Raw genomic sequence first — 18995 nt, 5'->3', positions numbered from 1 at the left:
TTCCCTCACAGAACACGGGTCACATTCATGTCCGCTTCCGAAAAGAGCCTTTCGAAACGCCTTCTGGGCGGTGCCGCCGTCGCCGCGCTCGCCCTGATGCTCGCCGCCTGCAGCGAGGAAAAGAAGGAGACGGCTTCGACTGCGCCGACTGAAACCAGCGCGACCACGGAGGCTACGACAACTGCGTCCACGCCGGCAGCGCCCGCCGCCACCGGCGAGGCGAAGCCTGCTGAAACCGAGGTCGCCCAGGCAGCCACGCCCCCGGCGGCCAAGGTTGAACTGCCGCAGTCGGAAGGCAGCGTCGACGTGAAGAAGCTGCTCGAACCGGGAGCGCTGCCGGAAATGGCTCTGGGCGAAGCCAATGCGCCGGTGACGATCGTCGAATACATGTCGATGACCTGCCCGCACTGCGCGAACTTCCACAACAAGACCTTCGACGCGATCAAGGCGAAATATGTCGACAGCGGCAAGGTCCGCTTCATCGTGCGCGAATTCCCGTTCGATCCGCGCGCCGCCGCGGCTTTCATGCTGGCACGCTGCGCGCCCGAAGGGCAGTATTTCCCGATGATCTCGATGCTGTTCAAGCAGCAGGAGCAGTGGGCCGCAGCGCAGAACGGCCGCGATGCGCTCCTGCAGATGTCGAAACTCGCCGGTTTTACACAGGAGAGCTTCGAGGCCTGCTTGACGAACCAAAAACTTCTGGATGATGTGAATGCAGTGATGCAGAGGGGCGCCAAGGATTTCGGCGTCAAGTCGACGCCGACCTTCTTCGTCAATGGTGAGCACTATTCGGGGGACATGTCGGTTGACGTTATGTCGGCCCTCATCGACAGCAAGCTCTGATCCTTCGCTTATTCGAATGGCGGGCGACGGCGGCAGCCGTGCGCCCGTTTTTTGCATTCGGTGCTTACAGCAAGTGAGGGCATCGCATGCCTCACGTTGATGTTTTGCCGAGAACCCGCGCCAATGCGCGCCGCATGCGCAGTGCGATGACAGATGCAGAACTCAAGCTCTGGAACGAGTTGCGTGCGCACCGCCTGATGGGGCTAGGCTTTCGCCGGCAGGTTCCGATTGCCGGCTACGTTGTTGATTTTGCATGCGCCGAGCATCGGCTGATCGTCGAGATAGACGGTTCACAGCATGCGAGAGCAGGGGATATCGATTACGACCGGCAGCGTAGCCAGCGTCTGGAGGCGGATGGCTGGACGGTGCTGCGTTTCTGGAATGATGACGTGCTGCGCGATATCGATAATGTGTGTGAGCACATCGTGCGCGTGATCGGGGGAGGGGGCATTCGAGTGATGCATTCGTGGCCCACCCCCCTCTGCCCTGCCGGGCATCTCCCCCACAACGGGGGAGATCGGCGAGCGGCAACGCCCCGCTTCACCAGCAGGCCACCGTATTGGTTCATCCCTGGCGTGGTCTCGGCACACGCGATGTTATCGCGGGGCAGGGCTGCGCTTCTGGCCAATCTCCCTCCTTGTGGGGGAGATGCCCGGCAGGGCAGAGGGGGGTACCGCACGGCTCCTGCAGCCGATGTATTCGGCAGAGGGGGGTACCTGCCGTCCGCCCCAGCGTCCCGCCCATGAAGTTCAACAAGCTCCGCCTGCTCGGCTTCAAGTCCTTCGTCGAACCGACCGAATTCGTTATCGAGCGCGGCCTGACCGGCGTCGTCGGGCCAAACGGCTGCGGCAAGTCGAACCTTGTCGAGGCGCTGCGCTGGGTGATGGGCGAAAACTCCTACAAGAACATGCGCGCCTCCGGCATGGACGACGTGATCTTTTCCGGCTCGGGCAACCGGCCGGCGCGCAACACCGCTGAAGTAGGTCTCTATCTCGACAACGCCGATCGCACGGCGCCTGCCGCCTTCAACGACAGCGACGAGATCCAGGTGACCCGCCGCATCGAGCGCGAGCAGGGTTCGGTCTACCGCATCAACGGCAAGGAAGCGCGTGCCAAGGACGTGCAGCTGCTGTTTGCCGACGCATCGACCGGCGCCCGCTCGCCATCGATGGTCGGGCAGGGGCGGATCGGCGAACTGATCGCCGCCAAGCCTCAGGCCCGCCGTCAGCTGCTCGAAGAGGCGGCCGGTATCTCCGGCCTGCATTCCCGCCGCCATGAGGCGGAACTGCGCTTGCGGGCGGCCGAGACCAATCTCGAGCGGCTCGACGACGTGACGTCCCAGCTCGAAAGCCAGATCGAGAGCCTGAAGCGCCAGTCCCGCCAGGCCAACCGCTTCAAGATGCTGTCGGCCGATATTCGCCGGCACGAGGCGATCCTCTTCCATATCCGCTGGGTGCAGGCCAAAGAGGCGGAAGCCGAGGCGACAAGCCAGTTGAACCAGATCACCGCTGTGGTCGCCGAAAAGGCGCAAATACAGATGGAAGCGGCGAAGGCACAAGCGATCGCGAGCCTCAAACTGCCGGAGTTGCGCGAGAACGAGGCCAAACTCGCGGCGGCGCTACAGCGCCTGCAGATCGCCCGTTCGCAGCTTGAAGAGGATGCCGGCCGGATCCTCAGGCGCCGCGATGAATTGCAGCGCCGTCTGGCGCAACTCGCCGAGGATATTGCGCGCGAGGAGCGGCTGGTTGCAGACAATGCCGGCATTCTCGCACGCCTCGACGAGGAGGAAGCGGAGCTTCGTGACGTGCTGGCGGAGGCGGATGACCGCGCCGGCGAGACGCGCGAACGGCTCGATGCTGCCAACGAGGCTTTGGCGATCAGCGAAGCCGAGCTCGCACGGCTGACGGCCGAGCGTGCCGAGGCGCAGGCGGGTCGTAATCAGATCGAAAGAACGCTTCGCGATCTCTCAGAACGCCAGGCGCGCCTCGTCCGCCAGCTTTCCGACCAGACGCGCGACCTCGATGATCTCGACCGGCAGATGGCCGCGCTTCCCGATCCGCATGAAAAGCAGGGACAGGTGGAGGTCGCGGAGGCTGCGCTCGATGAAGCCGAAGCGGCTGTCGTCTCCATTGAGGAGGCGCTCACCGACGCTCGCGCCGACGAGGCTGCTGCCCGCCCGCCGGTCGATGAGGCGCGTGCGGCGTTGAACGGCATCGAAGCCGAGGCACGCACGATCCGCCGGATGCTGGAGGCGGCCGGCGGCGGCGCCTATCCGGCGATCGTCGAGGAGATGAAGGTCGAACGCGGCTTCGAGACGGCCCTTGGTGCGGCGCTCGGCGACGACCTCGATTCGCCTTTGGATCAGGCGGCGCCCGCACATTGGCGAATGCCCGGCGATCATTCTGCCGATCCGCCCTTACCGGCGGGTGCCGTGCCGCTTGACGGCTATGTACGCGCGCCGGATGCGCTCAAGCGGGCGCTTGGCCAGATCGGGATCATCGAAAGCGAAGCGGAGGCGGAGCGCCTGCTACCGCTTTTGAAGACCGGCCAGCGCCTTGTGACAAAGGAAGGCGCGGTCTGGCGCTGGGACGGGCACGTGACGGGGTCGGAGGCACCGAGCGCCGCAGCCTTGCGGCTCGCGCAGAAGAACCGGCTTCTCGAACTCGAGAGCGAGACCGAGGATGCGACCGAAGCGCTGCGGCGGGCCGAAGCCGATCTCACCGCGGCCGGTGCACGCATCCGTGCCGAGGATGAGCGGCTGCGACTTGCGCGCGATGCCCAACGCATGATCGGCCGTCAACTTGCCGAGGCGCGGGAAGCGCTGGCTGCAGCCGAGCGTGCCTCGGGCGATCTCGCCCGCCGCCGCGCCGTTCTTGCCGAAACCAAGCTTCAACTGCAGGGGCAGGTCGAGGAGGCGGCAGAACAGATCGAGGCGGCCAACGACGCGCTCGCCACAACCCCGGATCTCTCCGAACTTGAGCTCAATCTGCGCAACCAGACGACGGCGGTTGCCGCCGATCGCGCCGCAGTCGCGGAGGCGCGTGCTGCCCATGATAGCCTCGCCCGCGAGAACGAGATGCGCTTGCGCCGCCTTTCGGCAATCGCTGCGGAGCGCGAGACGTGGCGGGCGAGGGCGGCCAGTGCCGAGGAACACATCGGTACGCTGCGCGAGCGCGAGGCGGAAGCGCGGGACGAAGTCGAGGAGTTGGTGGATGCGCCCGATGAGTTCGAGGACAAGCGCCGCGCGTTGATGAACGAACTGCAGAAGGCGGAGGCTTCGCGCCGCGAAGCGGCCGACGTTCTCGCCGAAGCTGAAGGCCGCCAGCGGGAGGCGGATCGAGCTGCCGCTGCTGCGCTTTCGGATCTAGCCGAGGCCCGGGAAAAGCGCGGTCGCGCGGAAGAGCGCCTGGTCTCGGCCCGCGAGCGTCGCGTCGAGATCGAGGCGCGCATTCACGAGGGCCTTGCCTGCGCGCCGCATGAAGTGATGCGCCTGACCGGGCTCGCCGCCGATGAGGCACTGCCCGGCATGCACGGCATCGAGCGCGAACTCGAAAGGCTGAAGGTCGAGCGGGAACGGCTCGGCGCCGTCAATCTTCGCGCTGAGGAAGAGCAGAAGGAGCTCTCCGAACGCCTGGCGGCGATTCTCAAGGAGCGCGACGACGTCATCGAGGCGATCCGTAAGCTCCGCAGCGCCATCCAGAACCTCAATCGCGAGGGGCGCGAGCGGCTGATCGCCGCCTTCGATGTGGTCAACGGGCAGTTCCAGCGGCTGTTCACCCACCTCTTCGGCGGCGGTACCGCGGAACTGCAACTGATCGAGAGCGACGATCCGCTGGAGGCCGGCCTCGAGATCCTCGCCCGTCCGCCCGGCAAGAAGCCGCAGACGATGACGCTGCTCTCGGGCGGCGAGCAGGCGCTGACGGCGATGGCGCTGATCTTCGCCGTCTTCCTCACCAATCCGGCTCCGATCTGCGTGCTTGACGAAGTCGACGCCCCGCTCGACGACCACAATGTCGAGCGCTATTGCAACCTGATGGACGAAATGGCGGCCTCGACCGAGACCCGCTTCATCATCATCACCCATAACCCGATCACCATGGCGCGCATGAATCGTCTCTTCGGCGTTACCATGGCCGAGCAGGGCGTCTCGCAACTCGTCTCCGTCGACCTGCAGACGGCCGAACGCCTGCGGGAAGTGGTCTGAACAGCCCGCCGCAACTAGGTCAGGCGACGTCGAATGACGCGGCTGTCTTGGCTTGGCCTGGTGTTCGTTTCAATTTTGATGCACCGCAGCAAAAATCTTCGTCGAGTGCATTTTCAGTCCGAAACATATACTGTAGACCGTCATCAAAGCTGTTTCTGGGTGGAGAGCAGGCATGACGAAATGGGTATATACCTTCGGCGGAGGCAAGGCCGAAGGGCGTGCGGGGGATCGCAACAAGCTCGGCGGCAAGGGAGCAAACCTCGCGGAGATGTGCAATCTCGGCCTGCCGGTGCCGCCCGGGCTTACGATCGTCACGGATGCCTGCAACAGCTATTTCGAAAATGACAGGGCCATGCCCGACGGCCTGCGCGAGCAGGTGCGGGAGGGCATTACCCGAATGGAAAAAATTACCGGCCGCACCTTCGGTGACACGGTCCGTCCGCTTCTCCTGTCCGTCCGTTCCGGAGCGCGCGCGTCGATGCCCGGCATGATGGACACGGTTCTCAATCTTGGCCTCAACGACAAGTCCGTGCATGCACTCGGGCACGACGCCGGCGATGCGCGCTTCGCCTGGGACAGTTACCGGCGCTTCATCCAGATGTATGGTGATGTCGTCATGGGCGTCGACCACGAGGTCTTCGAGGAAATCCTGGAGGACGAGAAGGGGCGGCTTGGCCACGAGCAGGACACGGAACTTTCGGCCGTCGAGTGGCAGCACGTCATTTCGCGCTTCAAGGAAGCGATCGAAGAGGTGCTTGGCGAGCCCTTTCCGCAGGATCCCGAGGTTCAGCTCTGGGGCGCGATCGGCGCGGTCTTTTCGAGCTGGATGAACCCGCGCGCGATAACCTACCGGCATCTTCACGGAATTCCGGCCGGTTGGGGTACTGCGGTCAACGTGCAGGCGATGGTCTTCGGCAACCTCGGAAATTCGTCGGCGACAGGCGTCGCCTTCACCCGCAATCCATCGACGGGCGAGAGCGAGCTCTATGGCGAGTTTCTGGTGAACGCCCAGGGCGAGGACGTCGTCGCCGGCATTCGCACGCCGCAGAACATCACCGAGGCCGCACGCATCGCGTCGGGCTCCGACAAGCCGTCTCTGGAAAAGCTGATGCCCGAGGCTTTCGCCGAATTCGAGGCGATCTGCAGCAAGCTCGAGCGGCATTACCGCGACATGCAGGACCTGGAATTCACGATCGAGCGCGGCAAGCTATGGATGCTGCAGACCCGGTCGGGCAAGCGCACCGCCAAGGCGGCCCTGAGGATTGCGGTCGACATGGCCGAACAGGGGCTCATTTCCAAGAACGAGGCCGTGGCGCGGATCGACCCAGCCTCGCTCGACCAGCTCCTGCATCCGACGATCGACCCCCATGCGCGGCGAGACATCATCGGTTCCGGTCTGCCGGCCTCGCCGGGCGCGGCAACCGGCGAGATCGTCTTCTCCTCCGAGGAGGCGGTCCAGGCCGTCAAGGAGGGGCGCAAGGTCATTCTGGTCCGCATCGAGACGAGCCCCGAGGATATCCACGGCATGCATGCGGCGCAGGGTATCCTGACAACCCGCGGAGGCATGACCAGCCATGCGGCAGTCGTTGCCCGCGGCATGGGGACGCCTTGCGTATCCGGGGCGGGCAATATCCGCGTCGACCCGCGCAACGAGCTCCTGATTGCCGCGAGCGTGACACTGAAGAAGGGCGACATCATCACGATCGACGGGTCTTCCGGCCAGGTGCTGAAGGGCGAAATCCCGATGCTTCAGCCCGAGCTTTCGGGCGATTTCGGCCGGATCATGGAATGGGCCGATCAGAGCCGCCGGATGACCGTTCGCACCAACGCCGAAACGCCGGCGGATGCGCGCGCCGCCCGTTCCTTCGGCGCCGAAGGCATCGGCCTCTGCCGCACCGAGCATATGTTCTTCGAGGACGACCGCATCAATGTGATGCGCGAGATGATTCTCGCTGAGAACGAGGCGGGCCGGCGCAAGGCGCTCGCCAAACTGCTGCCGATGCAGCGCTCGGATTTCATCGAGCTCTTCTCGATCATGCACGGCCTGCCGGTCACGATCCGTCTTCTTGACCCGCCGCTCCACGAGTTCCTGCCGAAGACGGACGACGAGATCGCCGACGTCGCGGGGGTCCTCTCGATCGATCCTTCGGAGCTGCGCCAACGGGTCGACGCTCTGCACGAGTTCAACCCGATGCTTGGGCATCGCGGATGCCGTTTGGCGATTTCCTATCCGGAAATTGCCGAAATGCAGGCGCGCGCGATCTTCGAGGCCGCGGTCGAGGCCGCGCACAAGACCGGTGCTGCCGTGGTCCCGGAGATTATGGTTCCGCTCGTAGGGCTTCGCTCCGAGCTCGACTACGTCAAGGAACGCATAGAGGCCGTGGCGAAGGACGTCATCGGCGAGGCCGGCGTGAATATCGACTACCTGATCGGCACGATGATCGAGCTGCCCCGCGCGGCGCTCCGGGCCGACACGATTGCCGAGTCGGCTGATTTCTTCTCCTTCGGTACCAACGACCTGACGCAGACCACCTTCGGCATCTCTCGCGATGACGCCGCCCTGTTTCTCGCCACCTACCAGCAGAAGGGCATCATCGAGCAGGATCCGTTCGTTTCTCTCGATTTCGACGGTGTCGGTGAACTGATCCAGATTGCGACCGAGCGCGGCCGGCGGACCAAGAACGGCTTGAAACTCGGGATATGCGGTGAACATGGCGGCGATCCTGCGTCCATCCGCTTCTGCGAGGAGGCGGGTCTCGACTATGTTTCCTGTTCGCCGTTCCGCGTGCCGATCGCCCGGCTGGCAGCGGCGCAGGCGGCGATCAACGTCAGCGGCAAAACCGAGACCGCGGCGGCAGCGAGCTGATTTCTGCCGCCCCGTGTCCGTAAGTCGGGAACACCTTGTTGGCCAGCATCATTTCGGCCTGACGATCAGAGGCCGCTCGACGACGATCGGCCGGCTCCAACCCCACATCATTAGGTCGTTGCTGTAGCGCATGCTGCGCGCCTCGGCGCGGCGGTCGAGTTCGATGCGTTGCAGGCAGGTGGCGAAGGCATCGGTACCGCGGCGGAAGCCGTAGGAAGCACAGGTGTTGCTGTCGGCCGCCCGCCGTTCCTCCGGCGTCTGGCACGCGACAAGCAGCAGCCCAGCCGCGGCGAGGGTCAGCAGTCTCAAAGGTTTCATCACTACCTCCTGGATCGCACTTTTCCTCATCCCGCTCAAATCGACACGCGCGGCACGCGACGATCAATCGAGCACAGCAGATGTTGCGTAGCGCCGATCTTGGTGCGGGCCGCCGGCGCCGGCGTGCGGGAACAAAGATCGGCCGAAAGGCGGGGCATATTCACGGCGGGGCGAGGGAGAGGGTTCGTCGCGCTTCTGCACGCAGAGGGCACAAGCATGCACCGGTAACGCATAAAGCAAGTCCGCAAGGCGCAGTTCAATTAGGCCGCGATATCATGCGCCCGCCGCTGCCGACCGGTCAACCGCCGTTGGGCCGTTGTTCAGATTCGCTCGAGGACGCCGACAAAGGCCTCGGCAAAGCTTTTCAGATCCGCGGTTTGCGCGCCTGGCTGCTCGACGCGGATCTCGGTTCCGTCTCCGCCAAGGCAGACGAACAGGATCGTCGGCGCCTTTCCGGCATCGCTGTAACGAATGGCGGCGATCGTGAGGCAATCCTCGATCAGACCGGAGGCAGGCAGAGTGAAAAGCAGCTCGCCACCGATATCGGCAGCGACCGTGCGCACAAAGGCGGAAAATTCATCCTTGGTTCCGGAAAAGCCATCGAGAGAAAGTTCCAGTTCGAGCAGTGCCATCGGTATGGCAGCGTCGCCGGGTTGAGGCAGGAGGGTGGGGGCAGCCTTCGTCACGCTTGTTTCCGGTGCGACCATGATATCCTCTCCGATTGATTGCCGCGCGTTGTTCACTGTCGACGCCGGCCGATGCCTCCGGTTGAACTCCTTCCCGCCGGAAAACGTTTGGCGAGAATCCTTAATGCCGAAATACCTGTTTAACGAGAATGGCGAATTTGCGGCACCGCCGCAAGCGCAGTTTTCGTCGGCAGATGGGCGAGCATTGGCTGTTCCCACGCTTGGCGCCATGGTCTAAGAAGGCCGTGGTCTGTTCCGCTTCGGGGATTGATTCCGTTAGATGATTATCCGCTACGAGCGTCCCTATTCCTACGCCGCGCACTGGGCGCGCGGGCTCGCCCGCATCGCATTTGCAATCTTTGCGCTGTCGCTGCTGGCGCACCGTTTCGGTCCGTTGACCACACCGCATTTTCTGGCGCTTGCCTCACTGTCGGGCGTTTTTGCTCTGGCTGGCGTGCTGCTTGCGGCGATCGGGCTCACGCGCCTTTGGCAGGTGGCGGCGATCGGCGGCATCGCGTCGCTGTCGGCGCTTGCCTATGCCGCCCCTCCGCTCGGCTTCTTCGGCTTCGGCGCCGTGCAATATCTGATGCGGCCCAAGATCTACGATGTCACGACCGACACGGTGACACCGCCACCGTGGATCAAGACTCCTGTGGCGGAAAGGAGTTGGCTCACGCGAAGCCCGACGGTCACGCCGCAGGATCGGGAGGCGCAAATCGCCGCCTATCCGGGATTGACGGGGAGGCGTTACGACGGCGCCCTCGACCGCGTATTCCAGGGCGTGCGCAAGGTCGCCGGGGAAACGCGTATCGCCACCACGGCGGAACTCGGCGTCGAGAACGCCCGCGCGGACCTCGGGGATCTGGCGGTTCAGGGCGGCGCTGGGGCGGACACGAACAGAGAGCCGGACGTCATTCCGGTTCCGGCTGCGCGTCCCGCGCCGGATTTCGACCCGCTTCCAGGAAGGCGCTCCACCGACGTCGTGCTGCAGGGCGAATGGCGTACGCTTATTGTCGGCTTCCGCTTCGATGTACTGATCAGGCTCCGGGAGGAGGCGGAGACCACTTTCGTCGATGTGCGCGTGGCCTCTCGTTATGGCGCCCATGATCTCGGCATGGGCGCCGCCTTTGCCGAGGAGTTCCTGCGGGCGCTTGACGCCGAACTTCTGGGCATTGCCGGCGATTGACCGCACTGCCGGCTACAGCGCCGCGCGTCCTATCAGACGTGCAAAGGGCGCTGCAGCACTTTAAGCGACTGCAACATGCAGCAGTCAGCCGGCGCCGCCCGGCACGAGCCGATAGTCGCCGAAGAGCGACGGCGGACCGTCGGTCTCGACGCGGCCCTGTTCCACGAGGTCTTCGAGATGCGCCAGCACTGAAAGTGCCGCGGCCCCATGGAGACGCGGGTCGGTGGAAGCGTAGATCACCTTCACCATGTCCGGGATCTTTCGGTCACCGGCGCGGATGCGTTCAAGCACGGAGCGCTCGCGCATCTTGCGGTGTGCCCGAAGTGCGCGGAGGAATGCCCCTGGGTCGGTGACCGGACCGCCATGGCCCGGCAGATAGAGCCGATCGTCCCGCTGCATCAGCTTTTCGAGCGAGGCCATATAGTCGGCCATGGCGCCGTCCGGGGGTGCGACGATGCTCGTCGCCCAGGCCATAACATGGTCGGCGGAAAAGAGGATGCCGGTGCCGTCGAGCGCGAAAGCGGCGTGATTTGCGGTGTGGCCAGGCGTCATCACGGCCGTCAGGCCCCAGCCGTCGCCCTCGACCCGCCCGCCTTCGGAAAGCGCGATGTCGGGCATGAAATCCATGTCCGAGCTTTCGGCGAAGGGATTGGTTTCGCCGGCATGCAAGGGGCGGGCCGCGCGGTGCGGTCCTTCGGCAACGATCGTGGCCCCGGTCGCGGCCTTCAGCCGCCGGGCGAGGGGGGAATGATCGCGGTGTGTATGGCTGACGGCGATGTGCGTCACCTCACGGCCATCGAGCGCGGCCATCAGGGCACGGAAATGTGCGTCGTCGTCGGGTCCCGGATCGATCACTGCGACCGAACCTTTGCCGACGATATAGCTATTCGTTCCGTGGAACGTGAAGGGACCGGGATTGTTGACCGTAATGCGCTGCACGCCGTCGGCAACAGGCACCGCCTCACCGTGAGCCGGCTTGAAGTCGAGGTCGAAATCCGGTCCCTGCATACGTCTCTTCCTGGCTTTCACGTGTACTCGATCTCGATGATGACTGTCGGCTCCGCGCCTGCCTTCATCACATTGCGCAGGCGCGCCGCGACAATAGGCCAAAGGGCCATGGGAAGAAACCACTCCCGGCGCTGGAAGTTTGCGCCAATGTCGGCCGCGTGCGTCGAACCGGCTGAAGGCGGGCGAAAGAATTCTGCGTCGAAGGCGAAGTTAAGCATTGTGACGGGCGACGAGCTTTGCTAATCAGGCGCTCGATTTGGCACGGCGATTTCTCGCCAGCTTAAGTTGGGGCGTAGCCAAGCGGTAAGGCAGCGGTTTTTGGTACCGCCATTCCCTGGTTCGAATCCAGGCGCCCCAGCCAACCTCCAATGTTGGTGTGTTTTCAATCGGTTAGCATACATTAGCGAGAGCTAAGTGTTACAGCCTTGCGGATGATACACGTGCTATGCGCGTTGTATGCGGCCATGAACGCGCACCGTCAGCGGCGAGATCATCACCGCATGCGAATAATTTTGAATGCAACATTATGCGGGCAGAATGCGTTAGTGGCGCGTTTGTCGCAGTTGCAAAATATGCAACAAATTCGCTGCAACCGTCTTGAAACCGTCTTGACAATAGGGCATCTAATTCAACAAAGAGGTGTAGAAATAAGGGATATCGAGCAGCGTATCAATCTTTCGATAACGAAAGATCGATACGATGAGCACCCGTGCTACATTTTAACCAAAACCACAAGGAGATAGCTTATGAGAGAGATGGACCGTCTCACAAAATTGCTGTTTCCCGAAGGAACTGAGGGTTCAAAGATCATTGACCTGAAATTCTTTCCCGGGGAGCAGGCCGTGACCGTGGAAGAATTCTGCAAGGATGTTCATGCGGCATTCGTGCAGGCCGATTCCGGACAGTCAGAGAAGTCGGAATGGTTCCACGAGTCGACCACGAGAGCGCACGTGGATAGGTTTTTGATGACCGCCTAATTCAGTTGCATCACAATCGCATTTTCGCTATCGACGAGAGCTACAAGGCTCTCGTCGATTCGTTTTCAGCAGAAGTTCAACTCCCAGTTCACGTAAACCAAGTATTGGCGTGGATTAGAGAGAACACTGATCATAAGAATATTGCTCTGCACGGTGTAGACAGGGGCAGCAAAAGCTTTCGGGGAGCATTCCGCCGGCGCGCAATCAATACTGGCGGCGTATATTCCCAAGAATACGATATCTATACAGATATCTTTTACGGGCTTGACCTTGAAGACGATTGGAAACGCCTCGTAATTGTCAAAGAAGTAATTCACGTCTTTGACGCGAACGGTTCATGTGTTGATACGCCGGAGAAGCTGGCGAGACTGATCCCGTCGATTATTACGAATCAGCTCAGCGGCAGCCCGTTTGAGCCTGCTCTTAACGATCATTTCGGTCCATTTCGGGCAATGGCGGTTCTCCTTCCGGCGCCGCTTAGGCAGCGCATGAAAGAGTCGATAGACAATGGCAGTCGAACCATTGAAGAAGTTGCCGCCTTCTGCCATCTGCCGTTGCCGTATGTGGACATCTGGATCAACTATGCCCACCAGATAGAGCCGCTTCTATTTGAAATCCCGTAAGATTATACCGTCTGCGCGCAATGAGCGGATGAATTGCCCGCCGATCTTTACAGGCGGGCTTTCTGTTTCGTGTCGGACGGATCAGGCGGTTTCGGCGTTCCGGTAAACGTCAAAAAGCTCTTGCGCAGCCTTTTTCGCAAGTTGATACCCGGCGCTGTCAATCGGTCCCATAGCGTCTATCGCTCCCGCCGCAAAGCCTGCCGCGAACTCAAATTCTGAGGCAAGCTCTGGGACTTCGCGCCCTGCGATCTTCGCAGCCAGTATCAAAGCCATTATTTGCGACTGTGGGCCGGTGAGGCCTTTAAAGTCGGCAATGCCCTTGTGGTTGGGCGCGCACGCCGGATCGATCTTCATTGCAATCTCCTGATTTCTGTCACCGGCCCCTTGCCGTTTCTCGCGCTATAGCGTTCGTTCGTAGGAACAGAGGAAGATTGCGATCACGTATTGTTACAGTCGCTTTTGGCGACGCGCCTGTAGCCGGCATTTGAGCTTCTTGTAGGCAATCATCGCTACGGCGACCGCAAGGATTACAAGGCCGGTCGTTGTGTAGATTTCGGTGAAGGTCATGGCGGCTTCCTTCTAGCTTGCACCGCGAATTCGATCCAAGAGCTTGCTAACAACCGCCTTCGCCTGTCCGAACTCTGCAGGCTTCAAAACCTGACCGGCCATGAAGAATGCAGAGAGGTCGAATTCTTCGGCGCATTCAGGCACGACCTGCCGCGCAATCTGCGCAGCCAGGAGCATATTGACGGCATGAGTTTGAGGGGCTGTCAGCCCCTCGTAATCGTCCAGGATGTTGGTCATCACGCGGCCTGCTTCCTGACCGCTTCGGCGTCCTCTCTGATCGTTTCCGGCCAAATGTCGCCGAACTCTCCGAGTGCGATCTTGATCGCGTCGGCGTCCGGTTCGCCGGTGTAAGGATTGACGCGCGGCGCGGACATGAGCGCTTCAACGAGCCGGTCATATGCGATGCGTTCAAGGTATTGCGTATTAGGCATTTCTGAAATCACTCCGAACGTTGTTAACCCCCGGAGATGTGAATCATTCGGGACTCGCCGTCAAGCAGCAAATTTCATCTAAGTTATTGAATAAACGAGCAAATCAGTCAGTTCTGACTGACTTCTTCGATGTGTGCTTTGTGGCGGCAACCATTCGCCGGGTAGCTGTTGGTATCCGAATCGAGGGATATCGAAATGGCACCTGAACAGATCGACACGCTAATCATCGCCGCACTCATCAATGCAGTTCCCGCCGTGCTGCGAGAAATCCGGCTTTGGTGGTTTGCTAGGAAAGACTCACAGAACGCCGCTGAGAAGCGTTTGCCGCCCGGTGACGCATGACAGCCGGCGAGGTCCAGATGCTCGCCGCTGAGTCACTGTGGCGATTGCCTGCCGCGTGCAGCCTTATGGAGCGCCCGGCGGTGATCGTGGTAGGCACGCGCGCCCGTCAAAAGCTCACGCGACACAAAGGAAATCTTGTCGGTGCCGAGAAGGTCGCGCGTCCGGCTCATGTCTTTCTCGCAGTAGCGGTTCCAGTGGAGGTCTCGAAGCGGCTTCGTCTCCAATTGGAAGGCTGCAGCTTCGCCGTGAATGACGCCAGCCGCCCGCTTGAGAACCTGCCGGAAGGTAACGCGCACCTCTTTGTCGCTGTGCTGAAGAATAGCAGCGCCATGAACGTGCAACGTTCCGGCCTCTGAAAACTCAAAGACGAATGTCATGGGAACCGTAGAACCGAACACCTTCCGGGCAAGCCTGTTGATGGCGTCGGACAGGCAACGAACCGGATCGCCGGAAGCCTGTAGGCGGGAAAGGTGCACTTGGTCGAAGTGAAGGCTGAAGGCCAGCGCTTCGGAAAGGGAAACATACAGGTGAATGGCGTCGTGCCGATCAGAAGCTGACAGGTTCTCAAACTTGCACGTGACAGGCTTCAGCTTGTTGGCGTGGCGTCCGCGAAGGGAAGACATTGCAAGCTTGTGCTTGATGGCGGTGCGACGTGAGGGTGTGGGGTGGTCGTATACTATAGCCTCTTGAGCGACGCTTGCCGGAACCACCTGTTCCGAATGGGTTTGCGCCGCATCCGGCGTGTCAGGATCGGTTGCAAAATCGCCATTTTGAAAAGCGGGTTTGACGCCTTCCAGAAGGCTATCAAATAGGGCTTCAGCTTCGGCTATAGCCGTCCGATCTGCACCGGACATTTCCCTTTTGTCGGGAAAGCCGGCAACCATATCGGCGATTTCCTTAAGAAGAAAATCGATGTCGATCGCTACTTTTTTGTGTAACTGCTCTAAAATATTGCTATAATGCATCGCATGACCAATTCGCCGTTGGTTGTTTTCATGACTGCGTCTCTCGCCCTTCACTAGAACCAATAGTGAAGGGCTTTTTGTTGCTATAATTATAGCGGAATTTTCACGGGCACGACGATTATTTCGTGAGATGCTCTGAAAACTTGCTATAATAAGCGTCGAAAGGGCCTTCGACCTTTCAATCACGAAAAGCCCCGTCTCCTTGTGTAGTGACTGAGACGGGGCTTTTCAGTTTTGAAGATATAGCAAGATCGCGGCGGGCTAGGTCTCGGTCGTGAACGATTGCACAAAGGTCGCCGTCACCTGCCAAGGAAGTTGCGCCGAATGCGTCCATTCCTTGCATGTCCATTTCCGGGGCGTCTGTTCGCCGTAGGGCTGGAAATAGAACGGGCGATTGCCGCCCCTATCCTCAAAGAAGCCGACAACGGCGCGCATCTGGTCGTATGTGAGCGCATCCCATTTCAGCGACACATTCCGGCGAATGTGATTGATGCCCTTCGGCGTCGGCTGCGAATAGCCGTCGCCGAATTCCGCTTCCCAAAGATTCACGGTCGGCGCGTGCGATGTTCCCGGCGATGGAGCGACGGGCGGTGTGAAGGTCGGCAGGGGCATTAGCGGCTCCTAGTGTTCAAAAGGTTGCCGGGGCGCATCTGCCGGCGCAGTTCGTCGGCGACGACGCCGCGCATTGTCGCTTCCATCTGCTTCGCCATCTTGCCGGCAAGGTCCGCGTTCTGTTCCGGCGTGCCGGCGCTGCCGTTGACGGTGACAGGCGCATTGATGGTGACGCTCTGCTGTGCCGGCGCGGTGTTCTGGTTTGCGGCGGCAAGGTTCGGGCGGCTGATCGTCGGCGGTGCGCCGACATGTCCGCCGCTGGCGTATCCTTCAGTGAGGCGTGCAGAGCGTCGAGGTTTCCAACTCCGGCGCGGCGGGTGGCTTCCTTGCTGAAGACGTATTCGCCGCCGTGCACGACGCCCTTCGGCTGATACTTGCCACCGTCGCCGGTATAGCCGCCGCCGGCAAAACCGAACAAACCGCCAAGCTACGCGCCGAACAGCCCGCCGAAACCAACGCCGCCTTCCTTGCCGCCGCCCATGCCGAACATGTCCGCAAGCGGCCCGTCACCCATGAGCGCCGCCTGAAGCGTCACCTTCACCAAAGATTGAAGCAACTGCTGGAGGGCTTCTTCGGCGGTCATGGTGCCGGACAGAATGCCGGTCAGGGCGTCGGTCATGCTCTGACCGAAGAACCGGGCGGATTCCTGCGCCTGTTCCTGCTTCAAGCGCAAGCTGTCAACGCTACCCGGTAGACGGGTGCGCCGGTCAGCTTGTCCTTGAGGATCGTAACCGTTGAAGGGTCCAGCCGGTCCAGCGCATAGGGTCGCCCGTCATCATAGGGGATGACGCGAGCGAAGCCGTTGCCGTGCTTGAGCGCGTCAACGGTCAGCGCCATGCGAAGCTCGCCAGCACCGGTCCATTCGTTCGCCCGCTTGTGAACGATCCGATAGGCGGAATGATCCTTGGCCGCTTCCTTGCCATCTTTGGCTTCCCGATAGAGCTTGCAAGGAAGCGAGCCAATCGTTTCCGAAATCAAGCGCACAGCTTGAAGAACAGCCGGAACATAGAGCGCCGATTGGCCGCTAATGCTCACGCCTGAGTAAGTCGGACGAACGCCAAACAGTTCGAACGCTGCCGGATCAGTGAGGGAAAAGGCCTTCTGTTCTGAAAATGAACTGAAGGCCTTCTTCACTCGATTTACGAGGGAAAGATTCAATTATCACGTCCTCTTACGCAAAACTTGACAATAGTGTCTCATGGCCGGATTCGGCGCGCAAGAAAAATGTTATGAAATAACATAACATGAGCTAACAAATTTGTAGAACGAGCGGGTTTGCTCTTGGCAAGATCGCGATTTTGGATAGGCTCTTGAAATGAGAACCCGATGGCGGTCCTCAAGTTGCCCTTGCTCTTACACAGGGGGCACCAGCCGAACAGGCACTAGGTGCGAGACAGTGACTTTAAGGCGTTGCCGCGCCGGTCACTGTCTCCCATCGCGTTCAGCACATCCAGTAACCGTGAATCGGCTTAGACCGTCAAGGGGTGGTTTGTGACGGAAGTTTGAGCGCCCCATGTTGTGTGGATTAACTGTGGAATACGGGGACGCCGCATTTAACCTTCCGCGACCTGTGCATTCCGTGATTCGTCCTGAAGGTGATCAAGCTTTAGATCGGGGTAGGCAATGGCATTGATCAGTTCCACGCGATGCTCAATCATTCCTTGTGCCAGGACGCCATAGCCGCGCGTCACCTTGTTTCCACTGACATGGCCGAAGATGAAATTGAATTGCTCATCCATATAGCCGGCGCGTCGAAGGGCGTCGAATGCACCATGGCGGAAGGAATAGAGGGACACGCCGCGCCCTTTTTTTAGCCCGATCCGGGTGAGGTAACGGCCAAACTCCCGGCTGTAGTCCGCGATCATCTGTCCGCGTGAGTTTCGTTCGGCGAGCGGGAAGAGGCGGGACTGTCCCGCCTTTTTCATTTCGGCGTGGTAGTCGAGGAAACCGAGCTTCACTAGTTCCTTGTGAACCGGCACAACGCGCCGCGAACCTTCAGTCTTCACGCTCTTCACGCTTTCGTCGTCGTCATCATCGCTTGTTTCGGTAATATCCATGATCCAATGTCCGTGATCCTGCCGGACGTCCGAAATCGCAAGCTGCGCAATCTCTGCCGGGCGAGCGCCGGAATAGAGCATGACAAGCGGAACCCAATAGCGATGATCACGAACAAGCACGTCGCCGGGCTTGTTCCAGAAGCGGGGTGCTTCGTCACTCTGGCATCCGGTGAACAGCGGCGAGTTGAACAGGGTTCATTTGGTCGGTCGTGAAAGGGAAAACCTTCTTCTTCTTGTCCTTCGCCAACGACATCCCATCGGTCGGGTTTGGCTCGATATAGCCGTGCGCCACAAGCCAACTACAGAACGCGCCAAGGCTGGACAGGTAACGGTTGACCGTGCGCGGCGTTAGAACTGGCTTGCCGACCTTCTCATTGTGCTTGACGATCTGTGCAATCTTCATGCCTTCGAAGGCCTTCGTTTCGGTCGCCTTGACGGGGTATTTCATCAACAGCGCCTTCCACTCGCGAACGGCCTTCTTATCGATACGGTGGGCAGGGCAGGTGTTGCCGACGTGGTCAACAAACGTCCCCACGTCGCGGCGCGCCTGATTGAGCGTATCGGCGGAAATGCTCTTAGGATTCTCGCCAGCGTAAACCTCGAATAGCTCCATGATCGTCTCGCCCGGGGCGGCACTTTCGCGGGCGGTGCCGGTCGCCGGCTTGACAATGGGGTCTTTGGGAGCGCCGCTATAGTTGCCCTGATCGCGCTCGAATGTCCGCTCCAAGTGTTCAATGTCGGAGCGCATCATGCGAAGGCAAAGGTCGCGATAGTCATCGGAACCGACTTCGATCAAGAGCCGGTTCGTTTCGATGTAATCCTTCGCCGCGTCTTCAATGAGAAACGTTTCTCCGGTGATCAGATGGCGCTTCAGGGCATTAAGCCGCTGCTTCCGAAGGTTTGCATCGTGCGCTCGCTTGCTCCGAAGTAGCTCAAGTTCGGTGTTCGCGTTGATCATGCCTACGAAATCGCGCGAGCTTATCTCGCCGGCATCGATTTTCGACCAAACCTTTCGTTCTTCGGCCTCTATGTCGGACGGCGTCGGCATGGCGCGGCGTGTCTGTTCGTCACGCTGCAGGCTCGCGTTGTAGTGCTGCCATACGGCGTCGGCCTTGTCGTCGGCAGTTAGGGCGCGGCGGGCGCGAAGGTCGTCAAAATGCTGCTCCCACTGGCGCACGACGGAACCCAAGAGCCGCTTGGCAACGGTTTCATCCTTTGTGCCAAGCGCCTTGACCAACTCTTTCTTGCCGACCATTTCGACAAGTTCGAGCGGCACGCGCATCCGTGCGTAGTAGCTTGCGCCGCGTCGA

The 18995-nt window shown here is 60.9% G+C and carries 19 protein-coding genes, 1 tRNA gene and 1 pseudogene; 9 read left to right on the top strand and 12 right to left on the bottom strand.

All coding sequences use genetic code 11. The features are described from left to right. Window positions 1-27 precede the first annotated feature (27 nt). The 4 genes and pseudogenes from GHK62_RS27980 (at window position 28) to ppdK (ending at window position 7913) form a co-directional block, all read left to right on the top strand. Window positions 28-843 carry a DsbA family protein gene (locus GHK62_RS27980; RefSeq protein ID WP_153442196.1) on the top strand — a complete coding sequence of 272 codons (816 nt, stop codon included), beginning with the start codon at window positions 28-30 and terminating at the stop codon, window positions 841-843. Window positions 844-929: 86 nt separating this feature from the next. After that, a pseudogene (locus tag GHK62_RS27975) lies at window positions 930-1289 on the top strand (endonuclease domain-containing protein); the annotation flags it as partial. A gap of 296 nt (window positions 1290-1585) precedes the next feature. Beyond that, entirely contained in the window at window positions 1586-5047 is a 3462-nt protein-coding gene (locus tag GHK62_RS27970) for a chromosome segregation SMC family protein (RefSeq protein ID WP_153442195.1), read from the top strand. A gap of 172 nt (window positions 5048-5219) precedes the next feature. Next, window positions 5220-7913 carry a pyruvate, phosphate dikinase gene (gene ppdK, locus GHK62_RS27965; RefSeq protein ID WP_153442194.1) on the top strand — a complete coding sequence of 898 codons (2694 nt, stop codon included), beginning with the start codon at window positions 5220-5222 and terminating at the stop codon, window positions 7911-7913. Between the two features lie 48 nt (window positions 7914-7961). On the opposite strand, the gene GHK62_RS27960 is transcribed toward ppdK, so the two are convergent. Further along, window positions 7962-8261, bottom strand: a complete 300-nt coding sequence (locus GHK62_RS27960; protein ID WP_380784888.1) for a hypothetical protein — start codon at window positions 8259-8261, stop codon at window positions 7962-7964. A gap of 290 nt (window positions 8262-8551) precedes the next feature. Further along, window positions 8552-8938 carry a hypothetical protein gene (locus tag GHK62_RS27955; protein WP_153442192.1) on the bottom strand — a complete coding sequence of 129 codons (387 nt, stop codon included), beginning with the start codon at window positions 8936-8938 and terminating at the stop codon, window positions 8552-8554. A 259-nt stretch (window positions 8939-9197) separates the two neighbouring features. On the opposite strand from GHK62_RS27955, the gene GHK62_RS27950 reads away from it, so the two are divergent. Beyond that, window positions 9198-10103, top strand: coding sequence for a DUF1499 domain-containing protein (locus GHK62_RS27950; protein ID WP_153442191.1), 906 nt, complete (start codon window positions 9198-9200; stop codon window positions 10101-10103). Window positions 10104-10187: 84 nt separating this feature from the next. Here GHK62_RS27950 and GHK62_RS27945 read toward each other — a convergent pair whose 3' ends face one another. Further along, window positions 10188-11111, bottom strand: coding sequence for an MBL fold metallo-hydrolase (locus GHK62_RS27945; protein WP_153442190.1), 924 nt, complete (start codon window positions 11109-11111; stop codon window positions 10188-10190). A 286-nt stretch (window positions 11112-11397) separates the two neighbouring features. On the opposite strand from GHK62_RS27945, the gene GHK62_RS27940 reads away from it, so the two are divergent. The 3 genes from GHK62_RS27940 to GHK62_RS27930 all read left to right on the top strand — a co-directional run bounded on the left by GHK62_RS27940 (window position 11398) and on the right by GHK62_RS27930 (window position 12711). Beyond that, a tRNA-Gln gene (locus tag GHK62_RS27940) sits at window positions 11398-11472 on the top strand. Window positions 11473-11857: 385 nt separating this feature from the next. Next, window positions 11858-12088, top strand: a complete 231-nt coding sequence (locus tag GHK62_RS27935; protein ID WP_153442189.1) for a hypothetical protein — start codon at window positions 11858-11860, stop codon at window positions 12086-12088. A 5-nt stretch (window positions 12089-12093) separates the two neighbouring features. After that, entirely contained in the window at window positions 12094-12711 is a 618-nt protein-coding gene (locus GHK62_RS27930; protein WP_153442188.1) for a hypothetical protein, read from the top strand. Between the two features lie 81 nt (window positions 12712-12792). On the opposite strand, the gene GHK62_RS27925 is transcribed toward GHK62_RS27930, so the two are convergent. The 3 genes from GHK62_RS27925 to GHK62_RS27915 all read right to left on the bottom strand — a co-directional run bounded on the left by GHK62_RS27925 (window position 12793) and on the right by GHK62_RS27915 (window position 13709). Further along, window positions 12793-13065, bottom strand: coding sequence for a hypothetical protein (locus tag GHK62_RS27925; RefSeq protein ID WP_153442187.1), 273 nt, complete (start codon window positions 13063-13065; stop codon window positions 12793-12795). Between the two features lie 225 nt (window positions 13066-13290). After that, window positions 13291-13515, bottom strand: coding sequence for a hypothetical protein (locus GHK62_RS27920; RefSeq protein ID WP_153442186.1), 225 nt, complete (start codon window positions 13513-13515; stop codon window positions 13291-13293). Then, window positions 13515-13709 (bottom strand): hypothetical protein, encoded by a 195-nt coding sequence (locus GHK62_RS27915; protein ID WP_153442185.1) that lies wholly within the window; start codon window positions 13707-13709, stop codon window positions 13515-13517. Before GHK62_RS27915 ends, GHK62_RS27920 begins: the two co-directional genes overlap by 1 nt. 195 nt (window positions 13710-13904) lie before the next feature. Here GHK62_RS27915 and GHK62_RS27910 point away from each other — a divergent pair, with 195 nt between their 5' ends. Next, a complete protein-coding gene (locus GHK62_RS27910; RefSeq protein WP_153442184.1) occupies window positions 13905-14051 on the top strand; it encodes a hypothetical protein in 147 nt (48 codons plus the stop codon). Between the two features lie 32 nt (window positions 14052-14083). Here GHK62_RS27910 and GHK62_RS27905 read toward each other — a convergent pair whose 3' ends face one another. The 6 genes from GHK62_RS27905 to GHK62_RS34610 all read right to left on the bottom strand — a co-directional run bounded on the left by GHK62_RS27905 (window position 14084) and on the right by GHK62_RS34610 (window position 18967). Next, the gene (locus tag GHK62_RS27905) at window positions 14084-15202 is read right to left on the bottom strand and encodes a hypothetical protein (RefSeq protein ID WP_153442183.1); all 1119 of its coding nucleotides are present in this window, start codon (window positions 15200-15202) and stop codon (window positions 14084-14086) included. 75 nt (window positions 15203-15277) lie between these two features. Next, entirely contained in the window at window positions 15278-15628 is a 351-nt protein-coding gene (locus GHK62_RS27900) for a phage tail protein (RefSeq protein WP_153442182.1), read from the bottom strand. 427 nt (window positions 15629-16055) lie between these two features. Then, window positions 16056-16295, bottom strand: coding sequence for a hypothetical protein (locus GHK62_RS34620; protein WP_234887085.1), 240 nt, complete (start codon window positions 16293-16295; stop codon window positions 16056-16058). Continuing rightward, window positions 16292-16786, bottom strand: a complete 495-nt coding sequence (locus GHK62_RS27890) for a phage portal protein (protein ID WP_234887084.1) — start codon at window positions 16784-16786, stop codon at window positions 16292-16294. Before GHK62_RS27890 ends, GHK62_RS34620 begins: the two co-directional genes overlap by 4 nt. A 395-nt stretch (window positions 16787-17181) precedes the next feature. Beyond that, a complete protein-coding gene (locus GHK62_RS34615; protein ID WP_234887083.1) occupies window positions 17182-17766 on the bottom strand; it encodes a site-specific integrase in 585 nt (194 codons plus the stop codon). Window positions 17767-17839: 73 nt separating this feature from the next. Then, the gene (locus tag GHK62_RS34610; protein WP_234887082.1) at window positions 17840-18967 is read right to left on the bottom strand and encodes a DUF6538 domain-containing protein; all 1128 of its coding nucleotides are present in this window, start codon (window positions 18965-18967) and stop codon (window positions 17840-17842) included. Window positions 18968-18995 lie beyond the last annotated feature (28 nt).

This window comes from Sinorhizobium terangae, from assembly GCF_009601505.1.
In the GTDB taxonomy this organism is placed as follows: domain Bacteria; phylum Pseudomonadota; class Alphaproteobacteria; order Rhizobiales; family Rhizobiaceae; genus Sinorhizobium; species Sinorhizobium terangae.
The sequence above is the reverse complement of the archived record's forward strand: the minus strand, read 5'-3'. Positions and strand labels throughout refer to the sequence as shown.

Excerpts from the sequence above, each read along its gene's own strand:
- GHK62_RS27945 (WP_153442190.1), bottom strand. The coding sequence starts at position 11,111 with ATGCAGGGACCGGATTTCGACCTCGACTTCAAGCCGGCTCACGGTGAG.
- GHK62_RS27970 (WP_153442195.1), top strand. The coding sequence starts at position 1,586 with ATGAAGTTCAACAAGCTCCGCCTGCTCGGCTTCAAGTCCTTCGTCGAA.
- GHK62_RS27915 (WP_153442185.1), bottom strand. The coding sequence starts at position 13,709 with ATGCCTAATACGCAATACCTTGAACGCATCGCATATGACCGGCTCGTT.
- GHK62_RS34615 (WP_234887083.1), bottom strand. The coding sequence starts at position 17,766 with ATGCTCTATTCCGGCGCTCGCCCGGCAGAGATTGCGCAGCTTGCGATT.
- GHK62_RS27960 (WP_380784888.1), bottom strand. The coding sequence starts at position 8,261 with ATGAGGAAAAGTGCGATCCAGGAGGTAGTGATGAAACCTTTGAGACTG.
- GHK62_RS27900 (WP_153442182.1), bottom strand. The coding sequence starts at position 15,628 with ATGCCCCTGCCGACCTTCACACCGCCCGTCGCTCCATCGCCGGGAACA.
- GHK62_RS34610 (WP_234887082.1), bottom strand. The coding sequence starts at position 18,967 with ATGCGCGTGCCGCTCGAACTTGTCGAAATGGTCGGCAAGAAAGAGTTG.
- GHK62_RS27950 (WP_153442191.1), top strand. The coding sequence starts at position 9,198 with ATGATTATCCGCTACGAGCGTCCCTATTCCTACGCCGCGCACTGGGCG.
- GHK62_RS27980 (WP_153442196.1), top strand. The coding sequence starts at position 28 with ATGTCCGCTTCCGAAAAGAGCCTTTCGAAACGCCTTCTGGGCGGTGCC.
- GHK62_RS27955 (WP_153442192.1), bottom strand. The coding sequence starts at position 8,938 with ATGGTCGCACCGGAAACAAGCGTGACGAAGGCTGCCCCCACCCTCCTG.
- ppdK (WP_153442194.1), top strand. The coding sequence starts at position 5,220 with ATGACGAAATGGGTATATACCTTCGGCGGAGGCAAGGCCGAAGGGCGT.
- GHK62_RS27910 (WP_153442184.1), top strand. The coding sequence starts at position 13,905 with ATGGCACCTGAACAGATCGACACGCTAATCATCGCCGCACTCATCAAT.
- GHK62_RS27935 (WP_153442189.1), top strand. The coding sequence starts at position 11,858 with ATGAGAGAGATGGACCGTCTCACAAAATTGCTGTTTCCCGAAGGAACT.
- GHK62_RS27925 (WP_153442187.1), bottom strand. The coding sequence starts at position 13,065 with ATGAAGATCGATCCGGCGTGCGCGCCCAACCACAAGGGCATTGCCGAC.
- GHK62_RS27920 (WP_153442186.1), bottom strand. The coding sequence starts at position 13,515 with ATGACCAACATCCTGGACGATTACGAGGGGCTGACAGCCCCTCAAACT.